At 58.4% G+C, this 11,563-nt stretch carries 10 protein-coding genes; 6 read left to right on the top strand and 4 right to left on the bottom strand.

Annotation, left to right across the window (positions count from 1 at the left end; translation table 11 throughout):
• Positions 1-224 precede the first annotated feature (224 nt).
• The 3 genes from ACQ4N7_RS22310 (at position 225) to ACQ4N7_RS22300 (ending at position 4,237) form a co-directional block, all read left to right on the top strand.
• Positions 225-2,243 carry a diguanylate cyclase domain-containing protein gene (locus tag ACQ4N7_RS22310; RefSeq protein ID WP_430713692.1) on the top strand — a complete coding sequence of 673 codons (2,019 nt, stop codon included), beginning with the start codon at positions 225-227 and terminating at the stop codon, positions 2,241-2,243.
• Positions 2,244-2,429: 186 nt separating this feature from the next.
• Positions 2,430-3,485, top strand: coding sequence for a tRNA dihydrouridine synthase DusB (gene dusB / locus ACQ4N7_RS22305; RefSeq protein WP_430713691.1), 1,056 nt, complete (start codon positions 2,430-2,432; stop codon positions 3,483-3,485).
• A gap of 98 nt (positions 3,486-3,583) precedes the next feature.
• A complete protein-coding gene (locus ACQ4N7_RS22300) occupies positions 3,584-4,237 on the top strand; it encodes a DUF3318 domain-containing protein (RefSeq protein ID WP_106868565.1) in 654 nt (217 codons plus the stop codon).
• Between the two features lie 90 nt (positions 4,238-4,327).
• On the opposite strand, the gene ACQ4N7_RS22295 is transcribed toward ACQ4N7_RS22300, so the two are convergent.
• Positions 4,328-5,410 carry a CIA30 family protein gene (locus tag ACQ4N7_RS22295; RefSeq protein WP_430713690.1) on the bottom strand — a complete coding sequence of 361 codons (1,083 nt, stop codon included), beginning with the start codon at positions 5,408-5,410 and terminating at the stop codon, positions 4,328-4,330.
• Between the two features lie 578 nt (positions 5,411-5,988).
• Between ACQ4N7_RS22295 and ACQ4N7_RS22290 the strand changes: the two genes are divergently transcribed.
• Positions 5,989-7,284, top strand: coding sequence for a glycosyltransferase family 4 protein (locus tag ACQ4N7_RS22290; RefSeq protein ID WP_430713689.1), 1,296 nt, complete (start codon positions 5,989-5,991; stop codon positions 7,282-7,284).
• A gap of 63 nt (positions 7,285-7,347) precedes the next feature.
• On the opposite strand, the gene ACQ4N7_RS22285 is transcribed toward ACQ4N7_RS22290, so the two are convergent.
• The 3 genes from ACQ4N7_RS22285 to ACQ4N7_RS22275 form a co-directional block, all read right to left on the bottom strand.
• A complete protein-coding gene (locus tag ACQ4N7_RS22285; RefSeq protein WP_430713688.1) occupies positions 7,348-7,758 on the bottom strand; it encodes an ExbD/TolR family protein in 411 nt (136 codons plus the stop codon).
• Between the two features lie 17 nt (positions 7,759-7,775).
• On the bottom strand, positions 7,776-8,468 hold the full coding sequence (locus tag ACQ4N7_RS22280; protein ID WP_430713687.1) for a MotA/TolQ/ExbB proton channel family protein: 693 nt from the start codon (positions 8,466-8,468) through the stop codon (positions 7,776-7,778).
• Positions 8,469-8,611: 143 nt separating this feature from the next.
• Positions 8,612-9,349, bottom strand: a complete 738-nt coding sequence (locus ACQ4N7_RS22275; protein ID WP_430713686.1) for a DUF4333 domain-containing protein — start codon at positions 9,347-9,349, stop codon at positions 8,612-8,614.
• 209 nt (positions 9,350-9,558) lie between these two features.
• On the opposite strand from ACQ4N7_RS22275, the gene ACQ4N7_RS22270 reads away from it, so the two are divergent.
• Both ACQ4N7_RS22270 and ACQ4N7_RS22265 read left to right on the top strand, forming a co-directional pair.
• Positions 9,559-11,070 (top strand): UbiD family decarboxylase, encoded by a 1,512-nt coding sequence (locus ACQ4N7_RS22270; protein ID WP_430713685.1) that lies wholly within the window; start codon positions 9,559-9,561, stop codon positions 11,068-11,070.
• Between the two features lie 20 nt (positions 11,071-11,090).
• A complete protein-coding gene (locus tag ACQ4N7_RS22265; RefSeq protein ID WP_430713684.1) occupies positions 11,091-11,396 on the top strand; it encodes a hypothetical protein in 306 nt (101 codons plus the stop codon).
• Positions 11,397-11,563: the final 167 nt, after the last annotated feature.

Here is an 11,563-nt window from a genome sequence, read left to right as displayed (position 1 = left end):
TAGCGTAATCAAGGTTTACATAAACGGCCTTTCCTGAAGACCGGTGCGAGGGAGACAACGCCAAAGGGAAGGATAAGCCCAGAGAAAGATTGGGGGCACCCCAGTTCGTTCATCAGCTCACCCCATTGTCTTGAAACGGCGGTTGGGTGAGCTGTCTGGGGACAGGGCGGGGTTCGATTCAGTCACGCCAGAGCCTGGTGAGGCTCTGGTAGAGGATTGCAGGAATGACGTTATTTCAGCAGGCAACGGTCTTAATCACAGAAGCCGCCCCTCACCAGACCGAGGCCCTGGTTCAGATGTTAGTCGCCGCCAGCTACCAGGTGCAGGTGCGCGCCGAAGCAGATTTACGGCCCCAACCACCGCCCCAACCACCGCAGCTAGAGCAGTGGCCCGATCTGATAATTTTGCAGGTAGCTGGGGTCAACAGCAGCGGTTATAACCTGGGCCGAAGGCTACAGGCCAATCCCAGCACAGCCGCCATACCGCTGATCTTTGCCGGCAGCTTTAACGACGCGGCTAGCCGAGAGCAGGTTTTTGCGGCGGGCGGCGTAGACTATCTGGAGTCTCCCTTTGTGGCGGCAGATGTAGTCGCTCGGGTTGGTCACTGGCTGGAGGTCGCGACAGCCAGGCCAGTTCGCCCATCGTTGCTCAAAGATAGCCTGCAGCGCCTGCACAATACTCTCGATTTAGACACCATTTTGCAGACGGCGGTGCAGGACGTGCGTCAGCAGATATTGGCCGATCGCGTCATCATTTATCAGTTTGCTCAGAACGGGCGGGGCCTGGTAACTCACGAAGCCATAGTCGATCAGCACCTCACCGTGCTGCACCGCCAGGTAGAAGACGCCTGCTTTGATCAGGAGCACGCCGCCAAATACTGGTCGGGGCGGGTCGGGCAGATCAGTGACGTCAAAGCGTTGGGCAACATCAGCCAGTGCTACCGCGACATGCTGCTGAGCTTTGGCATTCGAGCCAACCTGGTGGCACCAATTATCCACACCCTGCCAGGGCAAAACCGCTACCTGTGGGGACTCATTATTGTGCACCAGTGCTACCAACCCCGGCGATGGCAAACCCATGAGATTGAGCTGCTGCAGGAAATATCGGCCCACCTGGCGATCGCCATTCAGCAGAGCCGCCTGTTTGAGCAGGTGCGTCAGCAGGCTCGCCAGGAGATGTTGCTCAACCACATTCTCGACGAAATTCGCGCCAGCCTGGACGTACAGCACATTCTCACCTGCACCGTAGAGCACTTAGGCACGGCCCTTAATCTGCGCCAGTGCGGCATTACGCTGCTGCGCCACAACCTGACCGGCCTGCCCACGCCGTTTGTGGTGACTGTGCAGGCTCCAGCTCTGCGTGAACCGATTGCTCCTTTGGAGATTACTGAGGTGCTGCGGCAGCAGCTCATGCTCGACAACAACCTGGTCGTGCTGCCCTACCGGATGAACCCACTGCAGATGCGCCCCAACGCAGCTCAGCTGGTGGTCCAGGGCGAAAACACCTATCTGGCTACAGCCATTCGCATTGACAACCAGGTGCAGGGGGTGTTGTGGGCCTGCCCCGCCCCCGATCGCCTGAGCAGCACCGACAAAACAAGCCGGTGGGAGCACAGCGATCTGAGCCTGGTTGAAGAAGTGGCCATGCAGCTGAGTCAGGCGCTGCAGCAGGCGGCTCTCTACCAGCAGCTCCAGGCGGCCAACGACGAACTCCGCCGATTAGCCCACCTCGACGGGCTCACCCAAATTGCCAACCGCCGCGAGTTTGACCGCTACCTGGCCCAGGAGTGGCAGCGGCTGCAGCGCGAGCAGGGCAGCCTGGCCCTGGTTTTGGCCGACGTTGACCACTTCAAGGGTTACAACGACACCTACGGCCACCTGGCTGGCGACGACTGCCTGCGATCGATCGCGCGCCTGCTGGCCCAGGTAACTAAGCGCCCGGCTGATTTAGCCGCCCGCTACGGAGGAGAAGAATTTGCCCTGGTTTTGCCCAATACGACCTCGGCGGGGGCGATCGCCCTCACCGCAGAAGCTCAAACCTATCTAACCCGCCTGGCCATTCCCAACGCGGCCTCGCCCCTGTACGGGCAGGTTACCGTCAGCTTTGGCATTGCGGTTCTGACCCCGGCCCCAACCCTATCCGCCGAACTCTTGATTCAGCGGGCCGACCAGGCCCTCTACGCCGCCAAGGAGAACGGTCGCAATCGCTACTGCCTGTGGTCTGAGGGGATACAATCGGCCTAGGGATGTGCAGCCAGTTTGGGTAGAGCCGGGTCTCGAAGGCCAAAGCCCTCTGTACAGATTGCAGAGGCGAGGCAGAGGTGCAGGTCTTCGAGCTGATTAGATTGCAAATGTTTTGGTTGCCAACCAGGCGACCTGTCGGCCTGCCTGCTGCTTCCCAACTCGGGTTAGTAAATGTTGATTTAATTTATGGTTAGCCTGTCTCCCACTCTACAGCGGCGGCTGCGATCGCCTCTAGCCATTGGCGCTGTAACCGTACAAAGCCGGGTGCTGCAATCGCCCCTCTCCGGCGTGACCGATCGCGCCTTTCGGCAGCTGGTGCGCCGCTACGCCCCCGCCTCCATGCTCTACACCGAAATGGTGCAGGCCACCGGACTGTGCCACGCCCAGCAGCTCGAAAAAATTATGGATATTGACGCCAGCGAGCAGCCGATCAGCATTCAGCTATTTGACTGTCGGCCTGACTTTATGGCCGCGGCCGCCCGTAAAGCCGTCGCCGAGGGGGCCAAAACCATCGATATCAATATGGGCTGCCCGGTGAATAAAATCACCAAAAAGGGGGGCGGCTCGTCGCTGCTGCGCCAGCCTGAAGTCGCCGAGGCGATCGTGCGCACCGTCGCGGCAGCTGTCTCTGTACCCGTCACCGTCAAAACCCGCATTGGTTGGGATGACGACCACATCAACGCCGTTGACTTTGCCCGCCGCATGGAAGCCGCCGGAGCGCAAATGCTCACCCTCCACGGCCGCACCCGCGCCCAGGGGTACCACGGCCCGGCCCGGTGGGACTGGATTGCCCAGGTCAAGGCGGCGCTGAGCATTCCAGTCATTGCCAATGGCGACATTGTTTCGGTGGAAGCGGCGGTGCGCTGTCTGGAGCAGACCGGGGCCGACGGCGTGATGTGCTCACGGGGTACCCTGGGCTACCCATTCTTAGTCGGCGAAATTGACGCTTTTCTCAAGACTGGCACCGTGCCGCCAGCGCCCACGCCCATAGATAAGCTGCGCTGCGCCCGTGAGCACCTGGGCCTGCTGTGGCGGTATAAGGGGCAGAAGGGCATTCACCAGGCCCGTAAGCACATGGCCTGGTACGTCAAAGGCTTTGAGGGAGCCGCCCCCCTGCGTCAGCGACTCTGCCAGATCGATACGGTTGAGGCCGGGTATGCGCTGCTCGATGGCGCGATCGCTGAGTTAGAAAACGCGATCGCAGCAGTCGAATACCCCCCTGTCCTGGTCGGTCAAATGTAATGAAGTTCTACCCATCGGATAACCGACCCTTGACTAATGGGCTTTAAGGTAGGATCTATTAGTAAATTTAATTTGCAGTTTCCTCCCCGTAATCTCCCATGACCTCGTACGCCACCGCCACTGCCCGCGCCGATATGGGTGAGCTTCGCCGTCTGAGAAGCCTACTGCCCCCCGAGCTGCAAAGCTGGGTGACGGTGGAGTCCGCCATTGATGTCACCCCGCCGCTGATTACCTGTGAAGAACTGGGTAAAGACCAGGTCGAAATCCAGGTCGATCTAATCAAGTGGGAGCAGCTGGCCCTCGATCAGCGCAACCTGCTGTTCTGGCACGAGGTGGGTCGCATTCAAAACGACACCATTCCCCGCGACGGTTGGGAGATGGCAGCGCTGGCCATTGGTCTGGGCGGTGCCGTGGGCGAACTGTGGGTGCAAGACGGACTGCTGCTGATGCTGGCCCTGAGCCTGTGCGGCTTCTCTAGCTGGCGGCTCTACAAGCGCAACAACAACCAAAAAACGCTGCAGGAGAGCATCAGTGCCGACGAGCGAGCGATCGCCATTGCTACCCGCTTTGGCTATACCCTGCCCAACGCCTACAAGAGCCTGGGCAGCGCCCTCAAAACCCTGATCGAGCAAACCCCCAAGAAGCGCCAGCGCGATCGCTATATCAAGCGTCTAGAAGCGCTCAAGAAGAGCGCCGCCAAAGCCAAAGAAAGCGCTCGGGCCGAACGGGGCGACATGCGATCGGCCTATTAAACCGCTATACAGCTATTTAGGGACCGGGTGCCTGCGCTGAAGCCTAGATCTAGGTCATCAACACAGGCACCTGGTCCCTTTTTGCGTGGGCTAATGCGCCGCCTGAAATATCGACTCTACCACCGCTGGCTTAACCTCCAGCGGTAGGTTACGGCTGGCTCCAATGACCGCAAATCCAGCCTCTTGAGGAACCACTCCCGTCAGCCCGGCTGCCGTCAACTGCGGGGCTACTCCAGCGTTTTCTTTGGGCAGCACTAGCAGCGGCTTTGGCCCCTGGCGGTAAACTCCCAAACGCGCTACCGTCAGCCCAAAAGAGCCGGGTTGAAAGGCTGGATTTAGCTCACCGTCGTACTCAAATTTGCTCAGCATCAGCTGCATTGAGTAGAGCTGTGCTGGGTTGAGCGGGGTGGCCTCGGGTACCGTGCGGGCGCGACGAGTGGCCACCATCTCTAGAAAGGGAACCCTGACCACGCTCAGCCGATCGGGCTGGGTATCGAAAGAGTAACAGTAGGCCAGGCTATCCCAACCGGGGTTGTCGCGCACAATCCACTTGTAGCGCTGGCCGTCGCCCTGGGCGTAGAGCACCGTGCCCTGCCACTGCCCCACATTGAGCGGTGGCTCAAAATTGCGAGTGCGCACTGAGGCAAACCCGCCGCTGTTGGCCGTAGAAACCTGCCCCATAAACCGCAGGCCATTCTGCCACTGCACCTGGCTAGTGCTCACGCCCCCCATCACCCCATCGTCTAGGCTGCCCCACAGCGCGGCAACAGCTGGATCAGGCTGCTGAAAATCGAATAGGGTGGCCTCCTGGTGAGCAGGCATTTGGCCCATGCGCTCTAGCCAGGGCTGAAAGCTATCTTCATGGTCGGCAGCGGCCCAAACAACTAGCGCAGCATTTCCTAAATGAGATTCAAAAACCTGCGGTGCGGCCTCAACCCTATACCCCAACGAACCTAGGGGTTCGATCAGACTGGCTGCCCAGCCGGTCGACTCACCAGACAGGTACACACTCGGCGGGGCTGGAGTCGGCACCAAGCCAGCAGGGTCGAGAGACTGAGTCATTGCACTACCAGGATCAGCTAGCTCAGACAGCCCTCTCAATACCGGAGATAAAGGCCCGGCCACGTCGAAGTGAGCCAGCGTTTTAAGCAGCCGTAGAGGGTTCCAAACCATAGTGATATACCAAGTCCAGCTCGGGATTTGACGCTTTACCACAGGTAGAACGTCATTTCTGGACTTAAATGAAGTTTAGCTTACAGCAAAATCTCGGATGGCACAGAGCTATGGTGTGCAAGGCAGCAGCAAAAGAAAAGTTTTTCTGTAAATTCACCCATTAACTCGATGAATGGGCCTGGGTATGCTGGATTTATTCAGGATTTCGGTGCCGCTCAACAGCATAGCGACAGCTATAGAGCCTGAGCACCGGGGCGATTTCTTCAGCTTGGCAGCTTAGCTGTCTAAGCTGCCTCCAGGCTAAAGCTTCTATAAGGTCAACCAGGCGATGCATCAATCTTCTATAAATAAAGACCAAAGGCTTCCCGATTGCGCCTTAGCCCCTCAGTCTAGTAAGAGTAAGCAGAGTATAGCGATCGCCATCAAAGCAAAGGCCCAGGCACGGTGCCCAAAGACCACTCCTAAAGTGAGCCTGCAGCTACGGCTGAGCTGAGCTTAACCAGACTTGCCCCACAGCCCCCTGTCCTCAACACCCCCGAAGACATCTTGCCCGTGGTTTTCTAGAGCAGGCGTTGTCCATGCGAATTCTTATTTATTCTTACAACTACCACCCTGAGCCTATCGGTATTGCCCCACTGATGACTGAGCTGGCTGAGGGGCTAGCCGCTAGAGGTCACCAGGTGCGGGTTGTAACCGCTATGCCCAACTATCCTGAGCGCACTATTTATCCTCAGTATCGAGGCCGCCTCTACGCAACTGAGCAGCGCAATGGCGTTACCATTCAGCGCTGCTTTGTGCTGGCCTGCCCGAAGCGCGGACTGGTGGGGCGACTGCTGCTGGAGTCGAGCTTTATTACCCTGAGCCTGTGGCCAGCGCTGGTTTCAGCTTTGGGGGGCTGGCGTCCCGACGTTATTCTTAACACCAGTCCGTCGCTGCCAGCCTGTCTGCCGGTCGCCATTCTCAAGACGCTGTTTCAATGCCCCAGCGTGCTCAACCTGCAGGATATTTTGCCCGAGGCCGCCATTCAGACCGGCTTACTCCGCAATCCGTGGGCCATTCGCCTGTTTGAGCTGCTGGAGTCGTTTGCCTACCGCAGCGCTACCCGCATCAGCGTGATTGCCCAGGGTTTTCGCGATAACCTGCTGGCCAAAGGGGTACCCGATGCCAAAATGGTGCCGATTTCGAACTGGGTGGATGTCGATTTTATTGCGCCTCGGCCTCAGGCCAGCAGCGAGTTTCGCCGTCGCCACCAGCTGCAGGACAAGTTTGTAGTGCTCTATACGGGCAACATTGCCGAAACTCAGGGGGTTAGAACCGCTATTCGCGCCGCTCAGGCCTTAGCCGCTTACCCCGATATTCGTATGGTGATTGTGGGTGAGGGGAAACAGCTCGAGGTGCTCGACCGGTTTCGCCAGCAGCTGGGGCTGACCAACGTTTTGCTGTTGCCCTTTGTGCCCCGAGCCGAACTGCCCGATATGCTGGCCGCCGCCGATGTGGGGCTGATTTTGCAGAAGCACGGCATGGTGGGCTTCAACATGCCGTCTAAAACCCAGGTGCTGCTGGCCAGCGGTCGGCCAATTTTGGCCTCAGTACCGGCTCACGGCACGGCGGCGCAGGCGGTTCTGGCCAGCGGCGGCGGGCTTGTCGTTGACCCCGAGAATCCGACGGCTTTGGCTAAGGGAATTCTCGAACTGTACCACCAGCCCGAAAAGGCCCAGGCACTAGCCCGTCAGGGTCGTCAGTATGCGCTAGAGCACTACTCGGCTAAGCGCGCGATCGATCGCTACGAGGCCCTGTTCTACGCACTGACCGCAACTCAGCGGCAGCCGATGGATGGGGAGGTTGTGCTAACGCTACAGCCGATGCAGAAGTAGGTCGTTAATGGGCTGGGGCTACCGGCGAGCCCCAGGTGATGGTCGAGGGTGACTGGCGATCGTCTATTCTTCGATGGCTAAAGAGACTCGACTGCCCCCGACGGAGCGCATTTCGCCCAAAAACTGCATGACCTGCTCGTAGGGGAGATCTTGGTTAGGCAATAAAAACACGATGTTTTCGGGGTTGCGGCTGAGATAGGCCTCCATCTGGCCCTTCAGGGCGTCAACCTCGATGGGCTGACCGTTGAGCTGCACCTGGTTTTCACCGACTAGCTCCACGATAAAGGGGTCGGCAGGCAGCGGTGGCGGGGCGCTGTCCTGCTGCTCGGCGGGGAGCTGGACTTCGATCAGGGTTTCGCTGCCCAGGGTCATAGTGATGGTGACAAAGAAAGCCAGAATGCCCATCATGACCGTGAGCATGGGCACCAGATCGACCTGGGGCGGGTTGGGGCTTAGTTTGGACTTAAATTGCATCGGGGCGCATGGGGTAACTAGATTCGCTCAGGGGTGCCGACAAAGTCGCCGTGGCGGGTGCTGTCGGGAGCGAGAGCCGCAGGCTCGTACCAGTATTGGCGGTAGATCAGCTCTAGCTCGTTGCCAGCATCGGAAAAGTAGTCGATTTGCTGGGCCTGCAGGCTGACCAGCACGCGAAAGATCAGCAGCGCCATGATGGCGACAATCATGCCAGCGGCGGTGGTAATCAACGCTTCACCAATGCCCGCCGCTGCCGCTGTGGCCTGATCGCCCGTGCCGCCGCCGCCGATGTTGAGGTTGCCAAAGGTGGCAATCAGGCCGGTTACCGTGCCCAGCAGTCCCAGCAGGGGAGCTACGGCCACGATGGTTTCGAGCAGCTTGTCGCCCTTGCGCATTTTGACGAACTCGCGATCGCCTGTGGTTTCCATGGCCAGCCGGAAGGTGTCGGGGGAGGGCTGCTTGAGCCGCAGGGGAGCCAGCAAAAACCGGCCAATGGGGAGATCTTGGGCCTGGGCTGCGATCGCGGCCGCCTCGGTGAGATCGCGGCGGGAGGCATCGAGCACCTCGCTGACCACCTGGTCCTCCCGGCGCAGCAGCTTAGTCCAAAACAGGGCGCGCTCCAGGGCGGTGGCAATAGTCAGCACCGAGCAGCCCAAAATGGGCACCATGACTGGCCCACCCTTTGCTAAAAAATCAAGAACAGTTGTCATAGCCCAAAACTAAGGTTGGAGTTGGTTGTGCTAGCAGGTCTGCCTACCAGGATAAGCGTATCGAAAGCCACTGCCTCACACATTAACGCATGGGATTTAGCGCCTTAAGAACAGATTAAACCCGCAGTTCTATTATTCCCACATTAGTCATCGTCGCCAGGGATATAGGGACGGTTGACCACCCGGCCCGTGGGGCCGGTCACGGTAGTTGTTTTGACCGGAGCGGCCTGCGGCCCAGCCCCATTGGCCAAGGGGGCAGACGCAGGTTGGGCTGGCGCTGCTGAGGGGGTTGATGCACTGCTGAAGGCTACCGGCGCTGATGCTGTCGCGGTGGACTGCAGTTCTTGCCAGCTTAAATTGCCGTCGGGGCCAATTCTGACCAGCACCGAGTCGATGGTGTTCGACTTGGTTTCAAGACCGCCTACCACCTGACACTGGAAGCGATCGCCCGGCTGATTGATCCGGTAGGTGGCCGTACCGCAGTCGATGAGAGCACGCTGACCAAAGGCCTGAGACAATCCTTGCTGAATTGTGTCTTCGACCGTAGGCAAGTTAAGCAGCACCTTGGAGTTGGGCACCTCCCAGGTAACATTGCCCTGGTTGTCTTGCTGAGTCACGTTAATCGTGAACGTACCCTCAGGCTCTAGCTCGCCCACGCAGCGAAAATAGGCCCCCGCCTGACGGCTGACGTCGCTGGGGCAGCGCACCCCACTGAGCGACAGTCGCCGCCCCTGGCGCTCAATATCGGCCTGAATATTGGCCTCGATATCGGCGGTGTCGAGGCGATTGCCGCAGGCACTCAGGCCCATGACTCCCAGCCCCAGCAGCCCCAGCAGAAATGGTGAAAAATGCACGTGAGCTATGGGGTTGCGCCTATCCATTGAGCCATTGAATCCTTAGGGTGAAGTTGGGTATTGACCATGGTAATACCCCAATTGTGGCAGCAAGGGCATTCTAAAGCATGCTGTCTCCACTACCTCAGGCGACCAAAACAGCTACCCCTGTAGAGGCACGATTTTTGCCGGACTGGTCCCACTCTCCACCATAATGAAGACAGCGCTTAACACTCGTTCACAAATATTTCGGCACCATGGCACAAGACCTACAGCAATTTTTGACCCTGCTAGAGCAGCGCGGGCAGCTGCGCCGCATTGCGGCCCCCGTTAGCCCCGACCTTGAAATTGCTGAGATCGCCAATCGTCTGCTACTCGGCGGTGGCCCCGCGCTGCTGTTTGAAAACGTGCAGGGGGCGACTATGCCCCTGGCCATCAACGTCCTGGGCACCGTAGAGCGGGTGTGCTGGGCCATGGGTATGGACCAGCCAGCGGAGCTAGAAACCCTGGGCGAAAAGCTGGCGCTGCTCTACCAGCCCCGCCCGCCCAAGCAGTTTTCTCAGGCGATCGATTTGGGCAAAGCGCTTTTCGACGTGGTCAAGGCCAAGCCCGTGCGCGATCTGCTGCCCCCCTGCCAACAGGTGGTGCTCAAGGGCGACGCGGTAGACCTCAGCCAAATTCCCCTGCTGCGGGTCTACCCCGGCGATGCCGATAAGGTAATTACCCTGGGGCTAATGATCACCAAAGACCCGGAAACCAATATTCCCAACATTGGGGTCTACCGCCTTCAGCTACAGTCTAAGCACACCGCCACGGTGCAGTGGCTGTCGGTGCGGGGCTGTAGCCGCCATCTGCGCAAAGCCGCAGAAATGGGCAAAAAGCTAGAGGTGGCGATCGCGATCGGGGTACATCCGCTGGTCATTCTCGCCGCCGCCACACCGCTGCCTATAGACCTGTCAGAGTGGCTGTTCGCCGGGCTGTATGCGGGCAAGGGGCTAAGTCTGGCCAAATGCAAAACTGTCGATCTTGAGGTGCCTGCCGCCTCTGAAATCGTGCTGGAGGGCACCATCACCCCTGGCGAAACCGCCGTCGATGGCCCCGCTGGCGACCACATTGGCTACTACGGCGGCGTCAACGAAGCCGCCCCCCTGCTGCGGTTTCACTGTATGACCCACCGCAAAAACCCGATCTACATGACGACGTTTAGCGGTCGCCCCCCCAAGGAGGACGCCATGATGGCGATCGCCCTCAACCGCATTTACAACCCGATTCTGCGCCAGCAGGTGCCCGAAATTCAGGACTTCTTTTTGCCGATGGAAGGCCTGAGCTACAAAGCAGCGGTGCTCTCGATTGAAAAGTCGTATCCTGGACAGGCGAAGCGGGCGGCCTTGGCCTTTTGGTCGGCGCTGCCGCAGTTTAGCTACACCAAGTTTGTGATCGTGGTCGATAAAGCCATCAACATTCGCGACCCCCGCCAGGTGATGTGGGCCGTCACCTCTAAGGTCGATCCCGTGCGCGACGTATTTATTCTGCCAAACAATCCCTTCGATAAGCTCGACTTTGCCACCGAAAGACCTGGCCTCGGCAGCCGCATGGGCATCGACGCCACCACCAAGGTCTACCCCGAAACCGATCGCCCCTGGAGCGAAGAACTTACCCCCGACCCTGACACCGCTGCACTAGTCGATAGTCGCTGGACTGAATATGGCCTCAGCGATTTGAACTTGGGTGATGTAGATCCCAATTTGTTTGGCTATGACTTGAGATGAATTGAGCCAAAGGCAAAGCAGTGGTAAAAGCGTTTATTTTGGCGATCGCCGGGTTGATTTGGATATTAGGATTACCGGTCTATAATGCTGATGCCAGCATCGGCATCTTCTGTCAAGATGTAGCGAGCCATCAGGTATGTCTTGAAACCATTAAACGCAGCGCGAAATATGTCTGGCAATATCGAGTTACTGTTAGCATTGACGGTGAAAGGCAGCCTGTAAAATATTATGACTGCCGCTCCTTCGTCATAAGTCCAGATGAATCGACCACGCCCTCAAATGAAGTTGCGATTCGGCAGCTAATTTGTGATTTGGTAATTCATTAGTTGTTTTAGTTTACTACCGTGTCAAAACCATACTTCTGGTCTATAGCGGTTCTCATTCGGATGAGGTACAGTAACAGTCATTTGTGAACCAGCTGCGAATATCCTTTAAAGTGACTTGAGAATAAGCAGATTCAATCGCTTCTTGTAGGACTTGATGAGTCCGTGCG

Source organism: Nodosilinea sp. AN01ver1, assembly GCF_050565655.1.
Taxonomy (GTDB): Bacteria; Cyanobacteriota; Cyanobacteriia; order Phormidesmidales; family Phormidesmidaceae; genus Nodosilinea.
Note: the sequence above shows the minus strand (reverse complement) of the source record. Positions and strands in the feature narration are given on the sequence as shown.